General features: G+C 67.7%; 23 protein-coding genes, 2 tRNA genes and 1 pseudogene. 13 read left to right on the forward strand and 13 right to left on the reverse strand.

Features of this window, described 5'->3' with window-relative positions; genetic code table 11:
• Window positions 1-424: 424 nt before the first annotated feature.
• From rsmG to rpmH, 6 genes and pseudogenes are all read right to left on the reverse strand, one after another.
• Window positions 425-1096 carry a 16S rRNA (guanine(527)-N(7))-methyltransferase RsmG gene (rsmG, locus tag ACGFH6_RS20470; protein ID WP_393385926.1) on the reverse strand — a complete coding sequence of 224 codons (672 nt, stop codon included), beginning with the start codon at window positions 1094-1096 and terminating at the stop codon, window positions 425-427.
• 27 nt (window positions 1097-1123) lie between these two features.
• Window positions 1124-1630, reverse strand: a complete 507-nt coding sequence (locus ACGFH6_RS20475) for a protein jag (RefSeq protein ID WP_393386732.1) — start codon at window positions 1628-1630, stop codon at window positions 1124-1126.
• A gap of 340 nt (window positions 1631-1970) precedes the next feature.
• Window positions 1971-2888: pseudogene (yidC, locus tag ACGFH6_RS20480) on the reverse strand (membrane protein insertase YidC); the annotation flags it as partial.
• A 66-nt stretch (window positions 2889-2954) separates the two neighbouring features.
• Window positions 2955-3266 (reverse strand): membrane protein insertion efficiency factor YidD, encoded by a 312-nt coding sequence (gene yidD, locus ACGFH6_RS20485; RefSeq protein ID WP_393385928.1) that lies wholly within the window; start codon window positions 3264-3266, stop codon window positions 2955-2957.
• On the reverse strand, window positions 3263-3622 hold the full coding sequence (rnpA, locus tag ACGFH6_RS20490) for a ribonuclease P protein component (RefSeq protein WP_393385931.1): 360 nt from the start codon (window positions 3620-3622) through the stop codon (window positions 3263-3265). The genes yidD and rnpA overlap by 4 nt, the downstream gene beginning before the upstream one ends.
• Window positions 3623-3648: 26 nt before the next feature.
• On the reverse strand, window positions 3649-3786 hold the full coding sequence (gene rpmH, locus ACGFH6_RS20495; protein ID WP_130386492.1) for a 50S ribosomal protein L34: 138 nt from the start codon (window positions 3784-3786) through the stop codon (window positions 3649-3651).
• A gap of 1221 nt (window positions 3787-5007) precedes the next feature.
• Between rpmH and dnaA the strand changes: the two genes are divergently transcribed.
• From dnaA to ACGFH6_RS20525, 6 genes are all read left to right on the forward strand, one after another.
• Window positions 5008-6555 carry a chromosomal replication initiator protein DnaA gene (gene dnaA, locus ACGFH6_RS20500; RefSeq protein ID WP_393386734.1) on the forward strand — a complete coding sequence of 516 codons (1548 nt, stop codon included), beginning with the start codon at window positions 5008-5010 and terminating at the stop codon, window positions 6553-6555.
• A gap of 521 nt (window positions 6556-7076) precedes the next feature.
• The gene (dnaN, locus tag ACGFH6_RS20505) at window positions 7077-8222 is read left to right on the forward strand and encodes a DNA polymerase III subunit beta (protein WP_393385932.1); all 1146 of its coding nucleotides are present in this window, start codon (window positions 7077-7079) and stop codon (window positions 8220-8222) included.
• Window positions 8223-8248: 26 nt separating this feature from the next.
• Entirely contained in the window at window positions 8249-9169 is a 921-nt protein-coding gene (gene gnd, locus ACGFH6_RS20510) for a phosphogluconate dehydrogenase (NAD(+)-dependent, decarboxylating) (protein WP_393385935.1), read from the forward strand.
• 1 nt (window position 9170) lies between these two features.
• Entirely contained in the window at window positions 9171-10310 is a 1140-nt protein-coding gene (gene recF / locus ACGFH6_RS20515) for a DNA replication/repair protein RecF (RefSeq protein ID WP_393385938.1), read from the forward strand.
• Entirely contained in the window at window positions 10303-10881 is a 579-nt protein-coding gene (locus ACGFH6_RS20520) for a DUF721 domain-containing protein (protein WP_393385941.1), read from the forward strand. The genes recF and ACGFH6_RS20520 overlap by 8 nt, the downstream gene beginning before the upstream one ends.
• Before the next feature lie 89 nt (window positions 10882-10970).
• Window positions 10971-12314 carry a hypothetical protein gene (locus ACGFH6_RS20525; RefSeq protein ID WP_393385943.1) on the forward strand — a complete coding sequence of 448 codons (1344 nt, stop codon included), beginning with the start codon at window positions 10971-10973 and terminating at the stop codon, window positions 12312-12314.
• 16 nt (window positions 12315-12330) lie between these two features.
• Here the strand turns inward: ACGFH6_RS20525 and ACGFH6_RS20530 are convergent, their stop codons facing one another.
• Genes ACGFH6_RS20530 through ACGFH6_RS20540 form a run of 3 tightly spaced genes read right to left on the reverse strand, consistent with a single transcriptional unit; the run spans window position 12331 to window position 14116 of the window.
• Window positions 12331-12888: a hypothetical protein gene (locus ACGFH6_RS20530; protein WP_393385945.1), complete on the reverse strand. Its 558-nt coding sequence runs from the start codon at window positions 12886-12888 to the stop codon at window positions 12331-12333.
• Window positions 12889-12890: 2 nt separating this feature from the next.
• Window positions 12891-13484, reverse strand: a complete 594-nt coding sequence (locus tag ACGFH6_RS20535) for a hypothetical protein (protein ID WP_393385948.1) — start codon at window positions 13482-13484, stop codon at window positions 12891-12893.
• Window positions 13481-14116 (reverse strand): hypothetical protein, encoded by a 636-nt coding sequence (locus tag ACGFH6_RS20540; protein ID WP_393385950.1) that lies wholly within the window; start codon window positions 14114-14116, stop codon window positions 13481-13483. Before ACGFH6_RS20540 ends, ACGFH6_RS20535 begins: the two co-directional genes overlap by 4 nt.
• Before the next feature lie 451 nt (window positions 14117-14567).
• On the opposite strand from ACGFH6_RS20540, the gene gyrB reads away from it, so the two are divergent.
• The 6 genes from gyrB to ACGFH6_RS20570 all read left to right on the forward strand — a co-directional run bounded on the left by gyrB (window position 14568) and on the right by ACGFH6_RS20570 (window position 20666).
• The gene (gene gyrB / locus ACGFH6_RS20545; protein ID WP_393386737.1) at window positions 14568-16544 is read left to right on the forward strand and encodes a DNA topoisomerase (ATP-hydrolyzing) subunit B; all 1977 of its coding nucleotides are present in this window, start codon (window positions 14568-14570) and stop codon (window positions 16542-16544) included.
• A 144-nt stretch (window positions 16545-16688) separates the two neighbouring features.
• The gene (gyrA, locus tag ACGFH6_RS20550; RefSeq protein WP_393386739.1) at window positions 16689-19307 is read left to right on the forward strand and encodes a DNA gyrase subunit A; all 2619 of its coding nucleotides are present in this window, start codon (window positions 16689-16691) and stop codon (window positions 19305-19307) included.
• Window positions 19307-20227, forward strand: a complete 921-nt coding sequence (locus tag ACGFH6_RS20555; protein ID WP_393385953.1) for a DUF3566 domain-containing protein — start codon at window positions 19307-19309, stop codon at window positions 20225-20227. Before gyrA ends, ACGFH6_RS20555 begins: the two co-directional genes overlap by 1 nt.
• A gap of 108 nt (window positions 20228-20335) precedes the next feature.
• Window positions 20336-20412 (forward strand) — tRNA-Ile (locus ACGFH6_RS20560).
• A gap of 33 nt (window positions 20413-20445) precedes the next feature.
• Window positions 20446-20577 carry a DLW-39 family protein gene (locus ACGFH6_RS20565; RefSeq protein ID WP_393385955.1) on the forward strand — a complete coding sequence of 44 codons (132 nt, stop codon included), beginning with the start codon at window positions 20446-20448 and terminating at the stop codon, window positions 20575-20577.
• Window positions 20578-20590: 13 nt separating this feature from the next.
• Window positions 20591-20666, forward strand: a tRNA-Ala gene (locus ACGFH6_RS20570).
• A gap of 93 nt (window positions 20667-20759) precedes the next feature.
• Here the strand turns inward: ACGFH6_RS20570 and ACGFH6_RS20575 are convergent.
• Window positions 20760-21104: a ClpX C4-type zinc finger protein gene (locus ACGFH6_RS20575; RefSeq protein ID WP_360438032.1), complete on the reverse strand. Its 345-nt coding sequence runs from the start codon at window positions 21102-21104 to the stop codon at window positions 20760-20762.
• 111 nt (window positions 21105-21215) lie between these two features.
• Between ACGFH6_RS20575 and ACGFH6_RS20580 the strand changes: the two genes are divergently transcribed.
• Complete coding sequence (locus ACGFH6_RS20580) at window positions 21216-22031, forward strand: class I SAM-dependent methyltransferase (RefSeq protein WP_393385959.1); 816 nt, start codon at window positions 21216-21218, stop codon at window positions 22029-22031.
• 1 nt (window position 22032) lies between these two features.
• On the opposite strand, the gene ACGFH6_RS20585 is transcribed toward ACGFH6_RS20580, so the two are convergent.
• The 3 genes from ACGFH6_RS20585 to ACGFH6_RS20595 all read right to left on the reverse strand — a co-directional run bounded on the left by ACGFH6_RS20585 (window position 22033) and on the right by ACGFH6_RS20595 (window position 23903).
• On the reverse strand, window positions 22033-22620 hold the full coding sequence (locus ACGFH6_RS20585) for a dihydrofolate reductase family protein (RefSeq protein ID WP_393385962.1): 588 nt from the start codon (window positions 22618-22620) through the stop codon (window positions 22033-22035).
• Window positions 22617-23423: a metalloregulator ArsR/SmtB family transcription factor gene (locus tag ACGFH6_RS20590; RefSeq protein ID WP_393385964.1), complete on the reverse strand. Its 807-nt coding sequence runs from the start codon at window positions 23421-23423 to the stop codon at window positions 22617-22619. Before ACGFH6_RS20590 ends, ACGFH6_RS20585 begins: the two co-directional genes overlap by 4 nt.
• 66 nt (window positions 23424-23489) lie before the next feature.
• Complete coding sequence (locus ACGFH6_RS20595) at window positions 23490-23903, reverse strand: VOC family protein (protein WP_393385967.1); 414 nt, start codon at window positions 23901-23903, stop codon at window positions 23490-23492.
• Between the last annotated feature and the right edge of the window lie 4 nt (window positions 23904-23907).

Genomic DNA, 23907 nt, shown 5'->3' on the forward strand with positions numbered 1-23907 from the left:
GTCGGGGCGGGTCTGCCCCCAGGTTCATCCACAGGCTTCTGTGGACGAATCCCCGTGTGCGGAGGCAGTTTCATGCGGTCGTCATCCACAGGCGGTGGAGACTCGGAGATGTTGTCGTCGGCATCGACCAGCGATGCCGTTTCACGTGAAACCCCATCATCTCCCGGCTCCCCGGTTTCACGTGAAACGGGAGACTCGTCAGGAGCGGACGCGGTTTCCGGTGCTTGGTCGAGGCCTGTCGCAGCGACCGTGCGGAGAGCAGAACTGTCGATCGGCGGCCGGTACTCATCGCTCGCCGGCTCGGGGTCTGCCGTCAGCAGTTGGGAGTTGGATGCGGGTTGTGCGGGCCAGCCGATCGCCTGGGAACTCTTGGCTTCCCCGGTGCTCTTCTCGGGCCATCCGAGGGCACGACTCACCAACCCACTCACCTCCCGCGTCTTCCGTGCCGGGATCCCCCTGCAGCACGTCCGGCCACAATACTCACGACTGTCGTCGGCTGGGCCAGTTCATCGACGCCGAGTTGGTGAATGTGCCACAGCTCGGCTCCGAGGGTTTCGAGTTCGCGTTCGGAAGCGTCCAGTTCCTCCTCGACGGACGAGCCTTTCATCGCCAGCATCAGCCCCCCTTCGACGCACAGTGGCAGGCACCACCCGGCCAGTTTGCCCAAGGGAGCCACGGCCCGGGAAGTCACCACGTCGTACGACGCCGGCGGGAGTTCTTCGGCCCGCGCGCGGACCACGGTGGCGTTGTCGAGTCCGAGGGACTCGACCGCCTCCTCGAGGAACGTGGTGCGCCGGAGCAACGGCTCGACGAGCGACACGTGGAGGTCAGGACGAACGAGAGCAAGCACGATCCCTGGCAGGCCGGCACCGGTGCCGATGTCGGCGACCGTCGACTCCTCGGGGACCAGCCGCTCGAGGACCGCGCAGTTCAGCAGATGGCGATCCCACAGCCGCGGAACCTCGCGTGGGCCGATCAGCCCGCGGAGAGTTCCCTCGGTGGCCAGCAGTTCGGCGTACGCCGCAAGCCGGACCGCCGCCCGTGGATACAGCTTCTCCACGAGCGGCGGCGTTTCACGTGAAACAGGTTCGGTCACAAGGTCACACGTCCGGCGATCATCGGATCACGACGGCTGGACGACGACGCGGCGGCGCGGCTCCTCGCCCTCGGACTCGCTGGTCAGGCCGGCGGCGGCCACCACGTCGTGGACGACCTTGCGCTCGAACGGCGTCATCGGGTCCAGGCGTACCGGGGTCCCGGTCGCCTTCACCTCCTCGACGGCCTTCCGGCCGACCTCTTCCAGCTCGGCCTTCCGGTTCGCCCGGTAGTTCGACACGTCCAGCATCAGCCGCGACCGCTCGCCGGTCTCCCGGTACACGGCCAGCCGGGTGAGCTCCTGCAGCGCCTCGAGCACCTTGCCGTTCTCGCCGACGAGGTTGTTCAGCTCCGCACCGACGATCGAGACCGCGGCACGGTCGCCGTCGATGTCCATGTCGATGTCACCGTCGAGATCGGCGATGTCCAGCAACTCCTCGAGGTAGTCGGCGGCGATGTCGCTCTCCGCCTCGAGCGCCTTCAGACGATCGGCAGCGGAGTCGGTGGACTCCTCTGTCGCCTCGTTGTTCTGCATGCCGTCGCTCACGGCCACTCCTTCACAATGTCGAGATCCGCCCCACGGGGACCCAGGTCATACACAAGCAGGAAGAGGAATCAGCGCAGGCAGGTCAGCGTGATCCGCCGGACTTCTTCTGCGCCGCCTTCTTCTGGGCGGCCGACTTCGCCGCCGGCTGGCGCTTGGCCGCCGTCCTCTTCTTGCCGGCCGGCTGCTTCTTGGCAGCACCGGCCTGAGTATTCTTCGCCGCGTTCGGCTGAGCGTTCGACGCCTGCCCGTTGCTGGCAGCCTTCGCACCGTCCGCCGAGCCGTCGGAGTCCGAGGCACCGCTCGCGGCTCCGCCTGCGGCAGCGCCGCCCCTGCGGTCGCTGCGCGACTGCCGCTTCGGCTGCTGCCGCTGCGCCGGACGCCGGTCCGAACCGGGCTCCGTCGTACCGTCGGCGGACGCCAGGCCCTCGTCGGCCGGCTTGCCCGCGCGCAGGTTGTGCTCGCGCTTGCGGGCCTCCATCGCGTCGTACGCCGGAGTGCCGGGAGCCGGGTTGCGGCGGATCACGTAGAACTGCTGACCCATCGTCCACACGTTGGAGACGAACCAGTAGATCAGCACACCGATCGGGAAGTTGAAGCCACCGATCAGGAAGAAGACCGGGAAGACGTACAGCATGATCTTCTGCATCTGCGCGGCCTGCCCGGTCAGGGCTTCCTTCGGCATGTTCTTACGCATCAGCTGCAGCTGCGTGATGAACATCGTCGTGGTCATCAGGATGATCAGGACGACCGCGACGATCTTGACGTTGTTCTCGCCCGGGCCGCTCGCCTTCAGGAAGGTCTGCGAGATCTCGGCTCCGAAGATCTTGGCGTGCTGCAGCGACTCGACGTACGGCTCCATGATCTTGCTGTGAGCCTTGCCGTTCGCCGCGTAGTCCAGCACCCGGAACAGGGCCAGGAAGATCGGCGACTGGAGCAGCAGCGGCAGGCACGAGGAGAACGGGTTCGTCCCGGTCTCCTTGTACAGCTTCATCATTTCCTGACCGAGCTTCTCCCGGTCGTGGCCGTACTTCTTCTGCAGCTCCTTCATCTTCGGCTGCAGCAGTTGCATGTTCCGGCTGGAGCGGATCTGCCGGACGAACAGCGGGATCAGCAGGGTGCGGATCACGATGGTCAGGCCGGCGATCGACAACGCCCAGGCCCAGCCCCCGTTGGGATCGAGCACCTGGCTCCACACCCAGTGCCAGCCGACGAGCAGCGCCGAGACGGCCCAGTACAGGGGCGTCATGACGGCGTTGAACAGGTCTACGATCCCGTCCCACAACGCGAGTTCGGGGATGGCCAGAAGAGTCACTCAAGCACCTCGCTGCACAGGCCCGGCGTCGGTAGACGGGCCGGGCTGGTTGGCGGAGATCGACTCTCCGCGCTGGTCGACATCTGTGGGTGGAACGGGGTCGTAGCCGCCGGGGTTCCACGGGTGGCAGCGAACGAGTCTCCTCGCCGCCAGCCAGCAACCGCGCACCGCACCGTGGCGTTCGACCGCCTCCAGGGCGTACGCCGAACAACTCGGGTAGAACCTGCACACCTGCCCGTACATCGGGCTGATGGTCAGTCGGTACAACTTCAGAAAACCGATGATCCCGCTCTTCACGGGATTGATCCTCATCGTGGGTCCAGGATCCGCCGCAGCGCACCGTCGACGTCCGCGACCAGTTCGTCGTACGACGCCGAAGCGGACGACGGAAGGGCGCGGACGACGGTCAGGCTGCCGGCCGGTAGATCAGGGAGCCGCGCGGTCAGGACAGCACGCAGACGGCGGTGGACCCGGTTCCGCAGAACCGCGTTGCCCACCGCCTTGTTCACCACGAATCCGACGCGAGCGGGCGCGGCCTGAGCGTCGTCCGCCCGGTCGTCCCGCACCAACAGATGGAGGACCACCGCACGCCGCCCGGCCCGCCGTCCAGATCGGACGGCGCGGCGGAAGTCGTCGGACCGGCGTAACCGGTTCGACGCGGGCAACACGAGGTGGTCACCGTCGAGGAGGTCGGTCAGGCCGCGAGGCGCTGACGACCCTTGCCACGGCGGGCGGCGATGATCGCGCGCCCGGCACGGGTACGCATCCGAAGACGGAAGCCGTGCTTCTTGTGCCGGCGACGGTTGTTCGGCTGGAACGTCCGCTTGCTCACTGGAATGACTCCGGTTACTCGAGATCACAATGATCGACAGACCCACTGATAGATCTGCCGCTGGTGCAGTCCTGCACACACGCCACTCAGGAACCAGTGTGGTCCAGCAGGGAGCGCAGCACAAAAGGGCCGGTTCAACACCGACTGATCAACGGTACGTGGCCGCCTGTGGACAGGTCAAACCAGCCATCCCCATAGTTATCCACAGGCCTGTGGATAGAATAGTGAGCACACGGGCAGTCACGGGTCGTCACGCAGTGGTCAGGATGGTCACCGACCGCGATCCCCTCAACACGACTACGCTCCGGCGTCCACCCGACACGCCGGACGTTTCCCCCAAATTGCTGTTCATAGCCTGTGGATGACGGCTTGAAGCAGGCTGGGCAGACTTGTTAGCGTCTCCCCCTCACACCAGAGGTCCCACACCCCGCGATCGGTAACCAACCTGCTCCACGCGTCGTTCACAGTTGTGGACAACCGTGTGGAAAGTACGGCGCCCGACTGCGGACAACGGCAACCGCGCCGAGCCGGAACGGGCGACGCACCGGCTGCACGGGTGTCGGGTCTAAGGTCGCGCTGAACGGGTCCAGCCCGGAACGCGCCGGCCACCGCAGCGATGGATTCGGGGAGCAACGCGTGGTCGAGGACCATTCCGCCAGTGCGGAATTCACAGAGGTGGAATACACCGTCGACGGCAGACAGGATCTGCGGCCGGAACCAGCGGTGGACTTCCGGTCCGAGATCCCGCCGGCCCCGGAGCCGGCGCCGCGGACCGATCCGGCCGACCACCTCAGCCCCTCTCTTCCGATTCCCCTCCCCGAGGCCCCCGAGTCCGGCTACCGCCCGCGGTACCAGGGCTACGGGTACCGCTCCGAGTTGGAGCGAGCAGCCACCGATCTGCCGACCGGCCCGGCGCCGATGCCGACGCCAACGGCGGTGCCCACTTCCGAGCCTCCAGCGGGTACGGCGTACTTCGGTGCCGCACCGGTGGTCGGCAATCTCAGGTACTCCGGTGAGACCAGCAACAACTGGACCGGTGAACGAGGACCGGCTGAACCGCAGGGAAACGATCGCCCCGTGTACGGGGACGGAGCAGGACCGGTGCGGAACGAGGGTGATGGGCGTGCGAACAATGAGAGCGGCACTGCTGAGGTTCGGGTGGCCGAGCCGCAGATCGGTGGGCCTCGGGTTGCCGAGCCACGAGCCGAAGGACCGGGTCCGGTGACGGACCTCGGTGATGCCTGGACCAGGGTCCTCGCGGGCCTCCCGCCCAACCAGCGTGCCTGGCTGACCAACTCCCGCCCGGTGACGCTGCACGAGAGCACCGCCATCGTCGCGGTGCCCGACGACTTCACCCGCGGCCAGCTGGAGACCCGGCTGCGCCCCGACCTCGAGCGAATCCTGTCGGAGAGCTTCGGCCGCGACATCCGGATCGCCGTGACGGTCGACCCGTCGCTCGACCCGGAACTGCGTGAACCGCAAGCGCCGCCGCAGCCCGTCGTACGCGAGCCGCTGCGGACCGACGGGGCGTACCAGCCGACGATCCAGTCCGCGCTCAGCGAACCGGACAACGCACCACAGTTCAGCCCGCCGCAGCGGCAGGAGCCGGCGCCGCAGCACTACGAACAGCCCCGCGGTCCCGCGCCGCAGCAGCAGCCGTTCGGCCACCAGCTCGGATCGGTCGCCCCACCCCCGAACGGGATGCCCCAGCCGGCCACCGAGGCACAGGGTGAGGCGCGGCTGAACCCGAAGTACACCTTCGAGACCTTCGTCATCGGCAGCTCGAACCGGTTCGCCCACGCGGCCGCGGTCGCCGTCGCCGAGGCGCCTGGCAAGGCCTACAACCCGCAGCTGATCTACGGCGACTCCGGTCTCGGCAAGACCCACCTGCTGCACGCGATCGGCCACTACGTCCGCAGCCTCTACACCGGGGCCCGGGTCCGGTACGTGTCGAGCGAAGAGTTCACCAACGACTTCATCAACGCGATCCGCGACGACAAGGCGTCCCAGTTCCAGCGCCGGTACCGCGATGTCGACGTCCTGCTGATCGACGACATCCAGTTCCTCGAGGGCAAGATCCAGACCCAGGAGGAGTTCTTCCACACCTTCAACACCCTCCACAACGCGAACAAGCAGATCGTGATCAGCTCCGACCGGGCGCCGAAACGCCTGGAGGCGCTGGAGGACCGGCTGCGGAACCGGTTCGAGTGGGGCCTGATCACCGACATCCAGCCGCCCGACCTGGAGACCCGGATCGCGATCCTGCGGAAGAAGGCGGCCACCGAGCGACTGACCGCGCCGCCGGAGGTGCTGGAGTTCATCGCCTCGAAGGTGCAGACCAACATCCGTGAACTCGAGGGCGCACTGATCCGCGTCACCGCGTTCGCCAGCCTGAACCGGCAGCCGGTCGATCTGAGCCTGGCCGAGATCGTGCTGAAGGACCTGATCCCCGAAGGCAGCAAGCCCGAGGTGACGGCCAGCATGATCATGGGCCAGACCGCGTCGTACTTCGGTCTGTCGATCGACGACCTGTGTGGCTCGAGCCGGAGCCGGGTGCTGGTGACCGCGCGGCAGATCGCCATGTACCTGTGCCGCGAGCTCACCGACCTGTCGTTGCCGAAGATCGGTCAGCAGTTCGGCGGCCGCGACCACACCACCGTGATGCACGCCGAGCGGAAGATCCGGCAGTTGATGTCGGAGCGGCGCAGCGTCTTCAACCAGGTGACCGAACTGACCAACCGGATCAAGCACCAAGCGAAGCAGCAATGAGGTCCGGTGACCGCGTCCAGAATTCTGTACGCCGAGTGCTACGGCGCGGTCACCGGCACCACACAGGCTGGGGATACTCCTGTGGATAACTGTGGGTATCACCGTGGACACATCGCTGTGTGTTGTGGATTCGCTGTGGGGACAGAATCCGTCATCACCAGGCGTCCTCAGACAGACCGGGATTCGTCCACATGCCGTCCACACGCCGATTCGGTACCTGACCTGCGAAGTCGTCGCTTTTCCACAGTATCCACCGGTGCTAAGAACCCTATGGAATCTGTAGAGAGTTCCCAGTCCACAAAACGATCGAGCGGCCCAACCTGGGGAAAACCCCGGTCTCGCGCCGGCTTGAGGCACCTGTCAGGCTGTCCTCGGAGCACAATGAGGGGCAGCACGCAGAACCACCGGAACGACGCCGACGCGACCCGCCCGAAGCGCCACGTCACGCCCGATTGGCGCAGAGCACACTTGTCCGTGGCAGGATCTGCCTGGCACACAGCCGAATCAGGAGGCACCCAGCGGTGAAGTTTCGCGTCGAGCGCGACGTACTGGCCGAGTCGGTGGCCTGGGCCGCGCGCAGCTTGCCCAGTCGTCCCAGCGTCCCGATCCTTGCCGGCCTTCTGGTCGAGGCCGAGGACGGGCAGATCACCCTGTCCGGCTTCGACTACGAGACCTCGGTCCGGGTCACCGTGCCCGCCCAGGTGGCCGACTCCGGCAAGTGCCTGATCTCCGGCCGGCTGATGGCCGACATCTCCAAGAGTCTTCCGAACCAGCCCGTGGACATCGCGGTGGACGGCGCCAAGGCTCAAGTGACCTGCGGCAGTTCGCGGTTCACGCTCCAGACGCTTCCCACCGAGGAATATCCGGCTCTGCCGGAGCTTCCGGCCGCGAGCGGCACGGTCAAGGCCGACGTTTTCGCGCAGGCGGTCGCCCAAGTGGTGACCGCGGCCGGTCGCGAGGACACCCTGCCGGTGCTGACCGGTGTCCGGGTCGAGATCGAGGGATCCACGATCTCGCTGCTGGCGACCGACCGCTACCGGCTGGCGATCCGCGAACTCGAGTGGAACCCCCAGTCCCCCGACGCGTCCGCCGCCGCGCTGGTGCCGGCCCGGGTGCTGTCCGAGACCGCGAAGGCGATGACCGGATCCGACGTGATCGTCTCGCTGGCCGCGCCGGGCACCGGTGACGGCATCGTCGGCTTCGAGGGCGAGGTCTCCGGCGGAAACCGGCGGGCGACCACCCGCCTGCTGGACGGCGAGTTCCCGAAGGTTCGCGGCATCATCCCGACCGACGCCGCGATCGCGACCCGGGTCCGGATCGACACCGCCACGCTGGTCGAGGCGGTCAAGCGCGTGGCCCTGGTGGCCGAGCGGAACGCGCCGGTCCGGCTGACGTTCAGCGACGACACCGTGACCCTGGACGCCGGCAGCGGTGACGAGGCCCAGGCGTCCGAGTCGATCGAGGCCCGGGTGTCCGGTGAGCCGGTGACCGTAGGCTTCAACCCGACGTACCTGCTCGACGGCCTGAACGCGATCGGTACGCCGGTCGCGCACCTGGCCTTCACGCAGGCGACCAAGCCGGCCGAGCTGACCGGTGTGCGGGACTTCGACGGTGATCCGATCAGCGAGTTCCGGTACGTCCTGATGCCGGTCCGCCTGAACAGCTGAAAGCCAACAGAACAAGGGGATTCACGATGGAGCTCGGCCTTGTCGGTCTCGGCAAGATGGGCGGCAACATGCGCCAGCGGATCCGCAACGCAGGCCACACCGTGGTCGGGGTCGACCACAACCCGGACATCTCCGACGCCAAGGACCTGGCCGACATGGTCGGCAAGCTCACCGCGCCCGGCCAGCCCAAGGTGGTCTGGATCATGGTGCCGGTGCAGGCGATCGATGCCGTCGTCACCGAGCTCTCGGACCTGCTCTCCCCCGGCGACATCGTGATCGACGGCGGCAACAGTCGCTGGACCGACGACACCCGCCGGGCCGCTCAGCTCGCCGAGAAGGACATCCGCTTCGTCGACTGTGGTGTGTCCGGTGGCGTCTGGGGCCTGGAGAACGGCTACGCCCTGATGTGCGGCGGCGACAAGGACACCGTCGACATCGTGATGCCGATCTTCGAGGCGCTGAAACCCGAGGGCGAGTTCGGCTTCGTGCACGCCGGCAAGGTCGGCGCCGGGCACTTCTCGAAGATGGTCCACAACGGCATCGAGTACGGCATCATGCAGGCATACGCCGAGGGCTACGAGCTGCTCGAGGCCGCGGACGTGGTGGAGAACGTGCCGGAGGCGTTCGAGTCCTGGCGCGAGGGCACCGTGATCCGGTCCTGGCTGCTCGACCTGCTGGTCGCCTCGCTGAAGGACGACAACCACCTGGCCAAGATCCGCGGGTACGCCGACGACTCCGGTGAGGGCCGCTGGACCGTCGAGGCCGCGATCGACCACGCGGTGCCGATGCCGGCCATCTCGGCCGCGCTGTTCGCCCGCTTCGCCTCCCGGCAGGAGGACTCGCCGGCGATGAAGGCGATCGCCGCGATGCGCAACCAGTTCGGCGGTCACGCGGTGAAGGGCGCCGAGGCCGCCGACCCGTCGTATGCGACACCGCCCAAGCACTGAGGTGTATGTCACCGCCCTGGGTCTGCTCGACTTCCGGTCCTACGCGCAGGCGGAGGTCGAGCTCGCTCCGGGCGTGACCGCCTTCGTCGGGCCGAACGGCCATGGCAAGACCAACCTGGTCGAGGCGATCCACTACACCGCGACGCTCGGATCACACCGGGTCGCGAACGACGCGCCACTGGTCCGGGCCGGGGCCACCCGGGCGATCGTGCGGACCGAGATCCGCAGCCAGTACGACCGGGACGTAGTCGTCGAGCTGGAAATCAATCCTGGGAAGGCAAATCGGGCCCGGGTGAACCGCTCGCCCGTACCGCGGCCACGGGAAGTGCTCGGCCTGCTCCGTACGGTGCTGTTCGCCCCCGAGGATCTCGCGTTGGTGAAGGGCGACCCGTCCGAACGACGCCGGTTCCTGGACGAGCTGCTGACCTTGCGGTCGCCGAGGATGGCCGGCGTACGGCAGGACTACGACCGCGTGCTCAAGCAGCGGAACTCGTTGCTGCGCAGCGCCTCGATGGCCCGTCGGCAGAACCGGTCCGGCGCCGCCGAGGGGCAGTTGCGCACGCTCGAGGTGTGGGACTCACATCTCGTCCGCGCCGGGTCCGAACTGCTCGCCACCCGGCTGGAGTTGCTGGAGTCCCTGCGTCCGTTGGTCTCCGGCGCGTACGACGCTGTTGCCCGAGGCAAGGGTAATGCGCGGCTGGAGTACAAGTCGTCGGTCCTGCTCGAGCCCGGTGTGGTGTCGCGGGAGCAGTTGGCCGAGGTGCTGGGCGCAGCGGTCCGGGACAGGCGGCAGGACGAGCTCGAGCGGGGTGTGTCCCTGGTCGGACCCCATCGCGACGACGTCGTACTCGGGCTCGGGGACTTGCCTGCGAAGGGGTATGCGAGTCACGGTGAGTCGTGGTCGTTCGCGCTCGCGCTGCGGCTGGCGTCGTACGAGCTGCTTCGAGCGGACGGGGGTGAACCGGTGCTGATCCTGGACGACGTGTTCGCCGAGCTCGACACGCAGCGCCGGGACCGGCTGGCCGAGTTGGTCGCGCCGGCCGAGCAGGTGCTGGTGACCGCGGCGGTCGGCGCGGACGTGCCCGCTGAGCTCAGCGGCGTCCGGTTCGATGTCGGTGAAGGATCCGTGCGGCGTGCCTGAACCCCGGAATTCCTCTGAGAGCGGCTTCGAGAGCGAGGCGGCTCCGGAGCGTCCGGGCGAACCTGAGCACGACAAGCAGGGGCTGGACCTGGCGAAATCGCTCGCCGGGCGGCTGAAGCAGCAGGCCGCGAACGGCCCGATCAAGCCGGTCAAGCGGACGCGCCGGCGGCCGCGGATCGACGGCGCCCAGATCAGCAGCGCGCGTCCGGACGACCGGGATCCACAGAAGCTGACCAACACGCTCGGTCGGCTGATGCGCGACCAGGGCTGGGAGGTGGACGTCGCCGTACACGGCGTGATGGCGCGCTGGCCGTCGATCGTCGGTCCGGAGATGGCCGAGCACTGTACGCCGGAGTCCTACGAGAACACCGTGCTCACCGTGCGTACGTCGTCCACCGCGTGGGCCACGCAACTCAAGCTCCTCGCCCCCGATCTGGTCCGCCGCCTCAACACCGAACTGGGCGACGGCACGGTCACCCAGGTCAACGTCCAGGGCCCCCACACTCCCAGTTGGCGCAAGGGCCCCCGCACCATCCGCGGCGGCCGCGGCCCCCGCGACACCTACGGCTGACCCCGCCTACTGCGCGGCACTCGGAACCGCGCCGAGCACCTGCTCGCGACAGGCGAGGTAGCACCATCCATGCCCTAGGATCGGGCGCGATGCGCACGATCGTCGATGGTTTCCGCGAGATGGTCCACCTGATCGGAGACACCTTCCGGCTCTGGTGGCGGAACCTCCTGCCCCTGACGACCTGGTGGCTGGCCGGCTTCCTCGGCTTCAAGGCCTGCGTGGAGGCCGCGATCTGGCTGGACGAGCACGCGCACTCGAGCCTCGGCACCGGCGTGTTCTCGATCGGTGTGCTGCTCCAGATCGCCGCCGCCGTCGGCATGATCCGGACCTGTGCGACCTCGCTCTACCGCTGGCGCGACGCAGCGTCCAACAAGAGCGAGGAGACCTCCGACCCGACGCAGCAAGGCGTGATGGAGTTGCTGGCCGTCACCCTGCTGCCGCTGGTCGCGGTGTGGTCGGCCTGGGGTTTCCTCGAGGACCAGATCGGATCGCTGACGTCGACGAACAACGTCCAGCGCGGTCTGCAGTCGGGGGCAGCCTTCTTCGAACTCGGCGGCGGCCAGTGGCACAAGTACCTGCCGGCGATCGTGATCCTGCTGGTCCTGCGCCGGGTGATCGAGGCGGTCGACGACCGCTGGCCGAGCCGGCCGGCGAAGTTCGTCCAGGTCTGGGCAGAGGCGTTCTTCCTGCTGATCACGGTCGTCGTCACCCCGTTCGCGGTCGCCGACGCCAAGGACTGGATCAGCGAGCGGACGTTCTGGTACTGGTCGCTGGACTGGTGGGGCGGGCTGAAGGACTTCTTCGCGGGGATCCACATCCCGATCCCGGCCGGGATCGAGTTCCTCTGGGGCTTCTTCTGGGAGAGCCTCTGGCCGCTGTTCAAGCTCGGCGTCGCCGAGCCGCTGACCTGGCTCGCGATCACGACCGTCGTCTTCGGTCACCGGGTGCTGACCAGTGGCGGCGTCTTCAGGGGCACCCGGGTGGAGCGTCGCCTCGGCGGTCAGCTCGAGCAGGAGGCACCGCAGCAGAACCGGATCGTTGCCCTCACCAACAAAGCCCCGAACCTGCTGCTCGGCGGACTGCGGGAGAAGTTCTACCCGACGCTGAACGCGTTCCGGCTGCTGGTCCGGGTCGGTCCGGTGTTCCTCGGCGTCGTCTGCATGGTCTACACGTTCTGGCTGCTCGGCAGCGACTGGGCGTTCGTCCTGATCCAGCGGGCGATCGGACCGGAGAGCATGCACTGGGGACTGATGGTCCACGAGATCGCCGACCTGGGCCAGAGCCTCATCTTCGAGCCGCTCCGGATCGCCTTGCTGGCGGCCGCGTTCGACCTGTGTATCTCGGTCGGAGCGCAGCGCCGCGCCGAGGCCGCCGAGGCGGAAGAGGCCACGGCGGAGACGAACGAGCCTGACAAGCAGCCGGTCAACGCCTGACCGTTGGCCGCCGCCCTCAGGGAGTGAGGATGATGCGCCGGCGCTCGGACAGGTTCTGGACGACGACGCCGGTCAGATGCGGGACGGCCGACTCGGGGACGACGTACACCCCGGCGAGCGCCCCCGGCTTGTTTCGGTAGAACGGCTGGTCCTCGTTCGTGCAGTACGTCGGCAGCGCGAACTTGAACGGCTGCTTGGTCTGCCACTGGTTGCCGCGGTCGTCGCGCAAGCTGGCCGTGCAGCTGAAGCCGTTCTCCTTCATGTACAGGCCGTCGAGCGGCTTCACCGTCATCTTCGCGACCACGATGACCGAGCCGGCCGGCTTGTCGTCGAGCGAGATCTCCTCGCCCTCGTCGTTGACGAGGGTGGTGTAGGTCTCCAGCGAATCCAGCTTCCACTCGACGTCGCCGATCGTCACCGGGCCCTGCTTGACCACCTCGGTGACCCGGCCCTCGTCGAACAACTCCTCGTCGTTGTCGATGTAGTCCCGCAGCATCAGGAAGGCACTCGTCGACAGCAGCGCGAGCATCAGCGCGAGCTGGACGCCCCACCGGACCGCGCGGTGCCTGGTCATCTTCACGCCACCCTCACCTCGCGATTCCCGAACACGTACTGGGCCGCGGCTCCGTCGACGAGCCGCTGAGCCACCTCTTCACTCGGGATGCCGAGGTCGACGTCGATGGCGACGTACAGGACGTTGTAGAGCGGCGCGGGATCGAGCCGGAGCGTCAGACCCTTCAGGTCCGACGGGTTGACCTCGAAGACGACGGCGCCGATCTGGGCGAACCCGGGGTCCGGGAAGTCGACGCCGGACTCGGTGACGCCCAGCGGCCGGTAGATGGTGCCGCCGTCGGCACGCAGCGTCGGGTTGGCCGACAACGGCTCCGTGACCCCGCGGACGGCGTCCCACTCGAGCGCGACGAACACGCCGTCGGTCTCGATCGGCTCGTCGTCCTCACTGGCGCCGCTCTCCAGCACCGTCTTGGCGAACTTCATCCGGGTGATGGTCACGGACGAGTCGCCGTACGGAAGCTTCTCGCCGATCGTGCCGTGCACGACCTCCATGTTCTGCTTCTCGTACACGTGGTCCGGGGTGGCGAGCCGGGTCAGTCCACCGAGCAGGATGAACAGGACGCCGACCAGGACGGTGGCGGGGCGATACAGCTTCACTTCTTCTCCCCGTTGTCGACGACGATGGCCGGCTTGAGCTGGACCACCGCATCCGCCTCCGGCTGCTGCCAGTACGGGTCCTCGTTCGCGCCGAGGAAGCCTTGGTCGGACTCGAAGCGCTCGCCGAGGACACCGATCTCGACCACGTCGGCGGTGAAGTCCGGCGGTATCTCGAACTTGGTGACGCAACTGACCGGCGGCAGACCGAAGACGACGACCCAGCCGATCTGCCCGCGGCAGGTCGCTCCATTGGACTCGACCAGATCCTTGCCGTCGCCGGGGACCAGGCGGAGCAGCCGGCCGTCCAGGGAGTCGCTGGTGTCCTCTTCGTCGTCCATGTTCTTCAGGTCGAAGTACACCAGCAGCTCGGCCTCGGCCGGCGAGTACTCCTTCTTCGGGTGCTGGACGATCTCGGCCTTGGTGAAGTTGTACTCCCACTTGCCGGACGTCACAGTCACCGGCGCGGTCAGCGTGGGCACGGTCCGGCCCGTCTTCTCCTTCCACCCACCGGTGGCGAGGACGATCAGGGCCAGGACGACGACGAGGGCGATCGCGATCAGCCACTTGCGCCGATGCCGGTGGATCACCCGCTCCGCGATCATGGCGTCGATGACGTCGTCGAGACTTTCCACGGCAGCGATCCTAAGGGTGATGGGGTGCGCGACGGACCGCCTCGTCCGCGCTCGCCCCGGTCTGTTGAACCGGCCTGTACCGGTTCGGATCGTCTCGGGTCCCAGACGGTCAGTGGTGAACCGGCCGGAGGCCACTGAGCGGCCTTGAGCGCTTTCCGGCCCCCCACCCGCGAGAGGGGACATGGCGACGAGGGAGAAAAGACGCCCTGACCCGAGTTTCAGGCGCCTGGTGGCAGGTTCTGCTTCGGTCGACAGGTAAGATGGAGCCTGTAGAGCGAGCCGCGCCTCTGACAACACTGTAGGGGGCGGTTTCCACTGTGCAGCGATGCCTCGCGAACGCGGGGTCCGAGGAGGACAACAGCCGGTGACCGACGAGCCGACCGAGATCGACGCCAACCAGTCCGCCGACCCCATCGGCACCGTCGCACCCGACAGCGGTGAACTTCCCGCGATGCTCGACGAGATCCCGTCGAACATCGTGGACCGCGAGTACGACGCCAGTGCGATCCAGGTCCTGGAGGGTCTGGACGCGGTTCGGAAGCGTCCGGGGATGTACATCGGGTCCACCGGTGAGCGTGGTCTGCACCATCTCGTCACCGAGGTGGTCGACAACGCCGTGGACGAGGCGATGGCCGGGTACGGCGATCGCATCGTCGTGACCCTGCTGCCCGACGGCGCGGTCAGCGTCGAGGACAACGGCCGCGGTATCCCGGTCGACATCGTCGAGTCCGAGGGCAAGCCGGCCGTCACCGTCGTACTGACCGTCCTGCACGCCGGCGGCAAGTTCGGCGGCGGTGGCTACAAGGTGTCCGGTGGTCTGCACGGGGTCGGTGTGTCCGTCGTGAACGCGCTGTCCACCCGGCTCAAGGTCGACGTGAAGCTGAAGGGCAAGCTGTACACGCAGTCCTTCACGCACGGCGTCCCGGACGAGGACCTCGCCGAGATCGGTACGTCGGACTCGAACGGGACCACCGTGACGTTCTGGGCCGACCCCGACGTCTTCGAGACCACGACGTACTCCTACGAGACGCTGTGCACGCGGTTCCGCGAGATGGCGTTCCTGAACAAGGGCCTGGAGATCGTGATCCGGGACGAGCGTCCGGACCACACCGAGGACGGTCACCCGGTCGAGCAGTCCTTCAAGGCCGAGAACGGCCTGGTCGACTACGTGAAGTACCTGACCGGCATCCGGGAGACCGTGCACCGCGACGTGATCTCGTTCGAGGCCGCGGCCAACGGTGAGAACAGCATGAGCCTCGAGGTCGCGCTGCAGTGGAGCGGCTCGTTCCAGGAATCCGTGCACACCTTCGCGAACGCGATCAACACCCACGAGGGTGGTACGCACGAGGAGGGCTTCCGGGCCGCGCTCACCTCGCTGGTCAACTCGTTCGGCGAGGACCAGGGCATGATCAAGAAGAAGGAGGACCGGCTCACCGGTGACGACATCCGGGAGGGTCTGACCGCGATCATCTCGGTCAAGCTCGCCGAGCCGCAGTTCGAGGGCCAGACCAAGACCAAGCTCGGCAACACCGAGGTCAAGGGTTTCGTCCAGCGGGTCGTGAACGACCGGCTCGGCGCCTGGTTCGAGCAGAACCCGCAGGAGGGTCGCGAGATCATCCGCAAGGCCACCGCGGCCGCGAGTGCCCGGATCGCCGCCCGGAAGGCGCGCGACCTGGCCCGCAACCGCAAGGGTCTGCTGGGTGGCGGCGGTCTGCCCGGCAAGCTGGCCGACTGCCAGTCGACCAACCCGGAGGAGTGCGAGGTCTACATCGTCGAGGGTGACTCGGCGGGTGGCTCCGCGAAGGGCGGCCGGGACCCGAAGTTCCAGGCCATCCTGCCGATCCGCGGCAAGATCCTGAACGTCGAGAAGGCCCGGATCGACAAGGTCCTGCAGAACAACGAGGTCCAGGCGATCATCTCCGCGCTCGGGACCGGTATCCACGAGGACTTCGACGAGGACAAGCTCCGGTACCACAAGATCGTGATCATGGCCGACGCCGATGTCGACGGCCAGCACATCCGGACCCTGCTGCTCACGCTGCTGTTCCGGTTCATGCGGCCGCTGATCGAGCGTGGGCACGTGTACGCCGCGCAGCCGCCGCTGTACAAGATCCGCTGGAGCAACCACGCCGACGAGCTCGCGTACACCGACCGGGAGCGCGACGGTCTGCTCGAGGCCGGCGCCGAGGCGGGCCGGAAGCTGCCCAAGGAGAACCCGATCCAGCGCTACAAGGGTCTGGGCGAGATGAACGCGAACGAACTGTGGGACACCACGATGGACCCGGCCAACCGGGTGCTGCTGCAGATCACCCTGGACGACGCGATCCGCGCCGACGAGACGTTCCAGACGCTGATGGGCGACGACATCGAGGCGCGGCGCAGCTTCATCCAGCGCAACGCCAAGGACGTTCGCTTCCTCGACATCTGATGGATGCGTGGCCCGTTGCCCCGGGCCACGATCCGTTGGCGCCATCGACCGACGTACTGACCTGAACGGGACGAGCTTTTCATGACCGAGACCCCCACCACTCCGGGCCACGACCGGGTCGAGCCACTCGACCTGCAGACCGAGATGCAGCAGTCGTACCTCGACTATGCGATGGCGGTCATCGTCGGCCGCGCACTGCCCGAGGTTCGCGACGGCCTCAAGCCGGTGCATCGCCGCATCCTCTACGCGATGTACGACGGCGGCTACCGGCCGGACCGTGGTTTCAACAAGTGCTCTCGTGTCGTCGGTGACGTGATGGGTCAGTACCACCCGCACGGCGACTCGGCGATCTACGACACCCTGGTCCGGCTGGCGCAGCCGTGGGTGATGCGTGCCCCGCTGATCCAGGGCCAGGGCAACTTCGGTTCCCCGGGCAACGACCCGGCGGCCGCGATGCGGTACACCGAGTGCCGGATGGCGCCGCTGGCGATGGAGATGGTCCGCGACATCGACCAGGACACGGTCGACTTCCGGGCCAACTACGACGGCAAGTCGCAGGAGCCGGTGATCCTGCCGGCCCGCTTCCCGAACCTGCTGGTGAACGGCTCGTCCGGCATCGCGGTCGGCATGGCGACGAACATCCCGCCGCACAACCTGCGCGAGGTCGCCGCCGCGGTCGACTGGGCACTGGAGCACCCGGACGCTACCCAGGAGGAGCTGCTCGACGCCTGCCTGCAGTACATCAAGGGCCCCGACTTCCCGAACGGTGCACTGATCGTCGGCTACAAGGGCATCGACGACGCCTACCGCACCGGCCGTGGTTCGGTCACGATGCGCGCGGTGGTCGACATCGAGGAAGACGCCAAGGGCCGGACCAGCCTGGTCGTCACCGAGCTGCCGTACATGGTCAACCCGGACAACCTGGCCTTGAAGATCGCCGAGCTGGTCAACACCGGCAAGATGAGCGGGATCGCCGACATCCGCGACGACAGCTCGTCGCGGACCGGGCAGCGGCTGGTCGTCGTGCTGAAGCGGGATGCTCAGCCGCGCGTCGTACTGAACAACCTCTACAAACACACGCAACTGCAGGACACCTTCGGCTGCAACATGCTCGCGCTGGTCGACGGCGTACCGCGCACGCTCAGCGTGAACCTGTTCATCAGCCACTGGATCGACCACCAGATCGAGGTCATCCAGCGGCGGACCCGGTTCCGCCTGCGTGAGGCGGAGAAGAACGCGCACATCTACCGCGGCTACGTGAAGGCGCTGGACGCCCTCGACGAGGTGATCGCGCTGATCCGGCGCAGCCCCGATGTCGACGAGGCCCGCACCGGCCTGATCGAGCTGCTGGAGATCGACGAGATCCAGGCCCAGGCGATCCTGGACATGCAGCTGCGCCGGCTGGCCGCACTGGAACGGCAGAAGATCATCGAGCGGTTGCAGGAGCTCGAGGCGATCATCGCCGACCTCGAGGACATCCTGGCCAGCCCGGAGCGGCAGCGGTCGATCGTCAAGGACGAGCTCGCCGAGATCGTCGACCGGTACGGCGACGAGCGGCGGACCGAGATCATCGCGGCCGACGGCGACCTGTCGGTGCAGGACCTGGTGCCGGACGAGGACGTCGTCGTCACCATCACCCGCGGCGGCTACGCGAAGCGGACCAAGACCGACCTGTACCGGACCCAGAACCGGGGCGGCAAGGGTGTCCGGGGCGCGCAGCTGCGGGCCGAGGACGAGATCAGCCATTTCTTCGCCACCACGAACCACCACTGGATGCTGTTCTTCACCACCAAGGGCCGGGTCTACCGGGCCAAGGTGTGGCAGCTGCCCGAGTCGGCCCGCGACGCCAAGGGCTCGCACGTGGCCGGCCTGCTCTCGTTCCAGCCGGACGAGGACATCGCACAGGTACTGACGCTGCGCGACTACGAGCAGTCCGACTACCTGGTGCTCGCGACCAAGAAGGGCCTGGTCAAGAAGACGGCGCTGACCGACTACGACTCGGCCCGGCAGAGCGGCATCATCGCGGTGAACTTCCGCGAGGAGGACGACGAGCTGATCGGCGCCGACCTGGCCACCGCCGATGACGACCTGCTGCTGGTGTCCCGCAAGGGCCAGTCGATCCGCTTCACCGCGAACGACGAGCAGCTCCGCCCGATGGGCCGGGCCACCTCCGGCGTGACCGGGATGAAATTCCGCTCCGGCGACGAGCTGCTCTCGATGTCGGTGATCCGGGCCGGCGCCGACGAGGAGACGCAGTACGTCTTCACCGTCACCGACGCCGGGTACGCCAAGCGCAGCCGGGTCTCCGAGTACCGCCAGCAGGGCCGCGGCGGCCTCGGCATCAAGGCGGTCAAGCTGAACGACGAGCGCGGTTCGCTGGTCGGCGCGATCATCGTGGTCGCCGAGGACCAGGTGCTGGCGATCAAGGCCAGCGGCCAGGTCGTCCGCAGCCGGGTCGACAGCGTGCCGGTGAAGGGCCGCGACACGATGGGCGTCCGGTTCGCCGGCGTCGGCGAGTCCGACGCGGTGGTCGCGATCGCCCGGAACACCGATCTGACCGTGAACGGCGAACTCGACGGGGATCTCGACGGCGAGGAATCCGGAGCGGCCGAAGCGGGTACACCCTCCGAAGGTGCCCAGGATGTGGACGGATCGACAACCGAATCCACCCCTGAGGGCGTCAACAATGGTGACCAGCGTTCGACGGACGTCGACGGCGCGGCTACCGTCGAAGACGACGATGCCGGCCAGGAGGGTGACTGATGACCAACCGCGCGAGGCCGACATGGCCAGACGGTGCGGCGGACAGCTCCAAGACCCAGCGGCCAGCGCAGGGCCGGGAGCAGTCCACGCCACCGGCCGACCCGGCCTCCAACGGTCGTTCCAACGGCCAGCCGAGAACAGGTGCTCCGAACGGCCAGCGTGCCAGTGAGTACCGGCCGCAGCAGCGACCCGGCTCCACGCCGGGTGCCGCGCCGCTGTCTGGCCAGACCGCTCGGCCGCCGCAGCAGCAGCCGGTCCGCCCTCAGCAGCAGCGCCCGGGGCAGGTCGCGCCCGGCCCGAGCACTCCTGGTCGCCCCGAGCCCTGGTCCCCCGGTGCGACGGGTGCGCCGCGAGCCACTGGGCCGGCGGCAGCGTCGTACGGGCTGACCGAGGAGCCGGCCAAGACCGAGTCGTTGGGTGACCGGCTCAGCGCGGCGCGTCAGGCGGTGCTCGACAAGGCGTCGTCGGTGACGAACGCCAAGCCGGAGAAGACCGAGACCAGGCTCTCGGCCAAGGCCGAGAAGGCGCCGAAGGCATCGCACCGGCCGCAGACCCGCAAGGCCCGGCTGCGGATGTCCCGGATCGACCCGTGGTCGGTGATGAAGACGGCGTTCCTGCTGTCGATCGCGTTCGGCATCGTCACCTGGGTCGCGGTGTTCATCGTCTGGTCCGCGATCGGCGCGGCCGGTGTGTTCGACAACATCAACAACACCGTCCAGGAAGTCCTGGGTACGCCGACCGCCGAACCGTTCCGGATCGAGAACTACATCAACACCGGAAAGGTGATGGGATTCACCACGCTGCTGGCGTGTGCCGACGTACTCATCATCACCGCGCTCGCGACGCTCGGATCCTTCCTCTACAACATCGCCGCCACGCTGCTCGGCGGCCTCGAAGTCACGCTGGCGTCGGAGGACTGACGGCGTACCCGAGTCTCCGGTCGGGCCCCGCGCGGGCCTGACCGGAACCGGTTTGGGAGAGGGGCACTTGGTGCGGTAATCTCTCCCGGGTTCGATCCCGCAGAACGCGGGCCTATAGCTCAGACGGTTAGAGCGCTGCCCTGATAAGGCAGAGGTCACTGGTTCAAGTCCAGTTAGGCCCACCATCCCCATGGCGAACCCCGATTCGAGGAGTCCCGGTGCTGAGAAAGATCCTGCTGGTGCTGGTCGCCGGCATCGGTGGATACTTCGCCTACAAGAAGACCCAGCAGTCCCGCGCCGAGAAGGACCTCTGGGCCGAGGCCGTCGACCCGGTCGCCCCGGGCCGCTGACCAATACCCCCACGGGGGCGTAGCTCAACTGGCAGAGCACTGCCTTTGCAAGGCAGGGGTTAGGGGTTCAAGTCCCCTCGTCTCCACCACACGAAAAGGCCGGTCTCCACTGGGGACCGGCCTTTCGCGTGTCTCCCCCGCCCTGCTCAAGCGCTGGCTGGTGGTGCGCTCTGAGGCTGGGGCTATTCCTCGTTGGAGAAGCGTTCCCAGGCTGATTGGCGGGTGGTGCCAAGGGTTTCGCCGATCTTGGCCCAGGTGACGGAGCGGGCGCGGAGTACCTGCACGCGGTCGTGGACGGCGGCCTCGACCTGGCCGCGGGAGGCGTCGAGTTGGACCATCTCGGCGAGGAGTTCGTCGTCGGTCTTGCCGTCGAGTGGCGGGAACGTCGTCATGGGCTGGCCGCTGATCAGTTGTTCGCACAGGACCACGCACTCGTTGCAGATGAACGCCCCGGGCCCGGCGATGAGCCGGCTCACCTCGTCCTTGGCCTTCCCACAGAACGAGCAACGCATCACGTTGTCCGGCATGGCGCTCTCCCATCGTGTCAGGACTCCCCTGACGCGCTTGTCAGGTTAAGCCTGACAACCTCGGGGCGTCAACGGGTGACACCGGAGCCCGAGGTCGTCATGGTGGGCTGCATGACGGACGAGAACACCGACCTCGAGGTGAACAGGCAGTTGTGGGATCGGCTCACCGAGGTCCACACGACCGGGGAGTCGACGTACTACGACATCGACGGCCTTCTTGCGGGCCGGTCGTCGCTGACCTCGATCGTGCGGTCAGCGGTCGGGCCTGTCGACGGTCTGGATCTGCTGCACCTGCAGTGCCACTTCGGGCTCGACACACTGTCGTTCGCGAGAGAAGGCGCGCGAGTGACCGGCGTGGACTTCTCGCCGGCCGCGGTCGAGTATGCGCGCGGGCTGGCGACCCGGGCGGGCCTTGCCGCGACGTTCGTCCAGGCGGACGTCCAGCAGTTGCCGGAGGAATTGGACGGCACGTCCGATGTGGTGTTCGCGTCGTACGGTTCGCTCTGCTGGATCGCCTCGCTGGACGCGTGGTTCGGCGGAGCGGCTCGCGTACTGCGACCCGGCGGCAGGCTCGTCGTGGTCGAAGTACACCCGTTGATGCTGATGGTCGACTCGGTGGCACCGGTGGCGTTCGGTACGGCGTACCTGGGCGGCGCCGCCCAGGTCGATCAGTGGGAGGGAACGTACGCCGGCGGAGACGTGCCCATCTCGCAACCGTCGGTCGGCTATCCGCATGGACTGGGTGAGGTCGTCACGGCAGCGGTCCGGGCGGGCTTCGCCGTCGACGACCTGACCGAGTACCTCCGCGACGAACAGGAACACCGGTCAGGCGTGCTGGTCCGCGACCCCGACGGCTGGTACCGGCTACCCATCGGCGGCCAGGACCTCCCTGTCACCTACTCCCTCCAAGCAACCAAGCCCGCTTGAGTCAGCGGGTGCGGTCGTAGATGAGGGCTAGTTCGCCCAGCTTGCCGGTGTCCTGGCGGGTGAGGGCCCACTTGGAGGCGGGGAGGTTGTCGTCGAAGAGGCGGTCGCCGTTGCCGGCGATTTCGGGAGTGATCATCAGGTAGAGGCGGTCGAGGAGGTCGGCTGCCAGGAGAGCCTTGATCACGGTGGTGCTGTTGTTGACGAGGATGTCGCCTTCGCCGGTGGCCTTGAGTTCGGTGACGACGTCGGCGGCGGGCTCGTTCACGATGCGGGTGCGCTCCCAGGGGGCCTCGGTCAGCGTGGTCGAGAGGACCACCTTCTCGGTGTCGCGGAGCCACTTCGCATAGCCGCGATCGCGCGGGTCGGCCGTCTCGTCGTCGGCGAGCGGGGGCCAGTAGCCCAGGAACCCCTCGGCGTTCACTCGACCGAGCAGTGCCGTCGTCGAGCCTTCCCAGATGCGGGTGAGGTGGTCGCGGGCGACGTCGGTGACGGCGTACGGGACGATCGCTCCGAGATCACCGGGGCCGCCGGGACCGTTGTACCGACCGTCGAGGGTGAGGCTGATGTTGGCTTTGACAGTGCGTGTCATCGCTGTACTCCCTTGTTGTCGAGTTGGGTGGCGAGGTTGTCGAGGACCTGGCCCCAGCCGGCGGCGATGCCGGCGATGTACGGGACGGCCTCGACGGTCGTCTCGTTGATGCGTACGTCGACCTGCAGCCGGGTGCCCTCGGGGACCGCCGCGAACGTCACGTCGTAGTCGCTGTGAAAGGAGACCGCGTCGGAGTCGTCCAGCAACCTCAGATCGAACCCGAGACGCGACGCCGCTTCCGCGATATGGACCTGTCCGCGCGAGCGGTAGAGCTGCTCGCCGTCGCGGTAGTCGAGGACGGCGCGACCACCGGCCTTCGGCTCGAGGACGCAGTCGGCGATCGTGACGGACGGCGGCGCCCACCAGGTTGCGAGCAGGTCCGGATCGACCCAGTACTGCCAGACGACCTCCGGGGCTGCGGCCAGGATGCGCTCGAACGAGAAGGTCCGTCCGTCGGCCCAGCGTTCCCGGTCCGCGATCGCGGCCTCGGCGTCGATGGAGGCTCGGTGGCGCGCGATCACGGCTCGATCGCCCGCCTGTGCCTCGACCGCTCCGATCAGTTCACCGAGTCGGCGTTCGAGGGACCGCAGTGGCGCGGCCTCGAGGGCGTAGACGCGCCGTTGCCCGAGCGGGGTGACCGTGACCAGGCCGGCCCGACCCAGGGTCTGGAGGTGCTTGGTGGTCTGCGGCTGGCGCAGCCCGGTCAGCTCGGCCAACTCACCGACGGACCGCGGCCGCTCGGCGAGCAGCTCGACGAGGCGCCACCGCGCCCCGTCCCCAAGAGCTGATGCGATCTGGTCCATGCCTCGAAGTATTCACCACCAAGAATATTCTTGTCAATGAATATCTTGGCTCTGGGCAGTGGAGAGTTAAGGCAGGCAGAGGCAGATGGGGTGGCCTTCTGGGTCGAGTACGACGCGGTGGGCGGAAGGGTTGGGCTGGACGGGGGCCAGGGTGGCGCCGCAGGTGGTGGCCCAGGCGACGGCGGTGTCGAGGTTGTCGACGGTGACATCGAGGTGGACCGTGGGCGTCTGCTCGCCCGGTTCGGTCGGCCAGACCGGTCGGCGGTAGTTGGGGTCGTAGTCGAAGTTCAGCGCCGGCTCGGCGACACCCTCGGGCGGGCAGACCAGGGCGTAGCCGGCATGCGGTGGGTCGTCGGGGCCAGGGTCTTCGTAGCGGATGTACGGCCAGCTGAGGAACTGGGAGTAGAACCGGCCCAGCTCTCGGGGGCGTTCGGCCGTGATGGTCAGTGCGCCGAGGCGGATTCGTGGTGCAGTGTCCATCCCG

It is taken from the genome of Kribbella sp. NPDC049227, assembly GCF_043197265.1.
Taxonomy (GTDB): Bacteria; Actinomycetota; Actinomycetes; order Propionibacteriales; family Kribbellaceae; genus Kribbella.

Excerpts from the sequence above, each read along its gene's own strand:
- ACGFH6_RS20475 (WP_393386732.1), bottom strand. The coding sequence starts at position 1,630 with ATGCAGAACAACGAGGCGACAGAGGAGTCCACCGACTCCGCTGCCGAT.
- yidD (WP_393385928.1), bottom strand. The coding sequence starts at position 3,266 with ATGAGGATCAATCCCGTGAAGAGCGGGATCATCGGTTTTCTGAAGTTG.
- gnd (WP_393385935.1), top strand. The coding sequence starts at position 8,249 with ATGGAGCTCGGCCTTGTCGGTCTCGGCAAGATGGGCGGCAACATGCGC.
- ACGFH6_RS20525 (WP_393385943.1), top strand. The coding sequence starts at position 10,971 with ATGCGCACGATCGTCGATGGTTTCCGCGAGATGGTCCACCTGATCGGA.
- ACGFH6_RS20530 (WP_393385945.1), bottom strand. The coding sequence starts at position 12,888 with ATGACCAGGCACCGCGCGGTCCGGTGGGGCGTCCAGCTCGCGCTGATG.
- gyrB (WP_393386737.1), top strand. The coding sequence starts at position 14,568 with ATGCTCGACGAGATCCCGTCGAACATCGTGGACCGCGAGTACGACGCC.
- gyrA (WP_393386739.1), top strand. The coding sequence starts at position 16,689 with ATGCAGCAGTCGTACCTCGACTATGCGATGGCGGTCATCGTCGGCCGC.
- ACGFH6_RS20555 (WP_393385953.1), top strand. The coding sequence starts at position 19,307 with ATGACCAACCGCGCGAGGCCGACATGGCCAGACGGTGCGGCGGACAGC.
- ACGFH6_RS20575 (WP_360438032.1), bottom strand. The coding sequence starts at position 21,104 with ATGCCGGACAACGTGATGCGTTGCTCGTTCTGTGGGAAGGCCAAGGAC.
- ACGFH6_RS20580 (WP_393385959.1), top strand. The coding sequence starts at position 21,216 with ATGACGGACGAGAACACCGACCTCGAGGTGAACAGGCAGTTGTGGGAT.
- ACGFH6_RS20585 (WP_393385962.1), bottom strand. The coding sequence starts at position 22,620 with ATGACACGCACTGTCAAAGCCAACATCAGCCTCACCCTCGACGGTCGG.
- ACGFH6_RS20590 (WP_393385964.1), bottom strand. The coding sequence starts at position 23,423 with ATGGACCAGATCGCATCAGCTCTTGGGGACGGGGCGCGGTGGCGCCTC.
- ACGFH6_RS20595 (WP_393385967.1), bottom strand. The coding sequence starts at position 23,903 with ATGGACACTGCACCACGAATCCGCCTCGGCGCACTGACCATCACGGCC.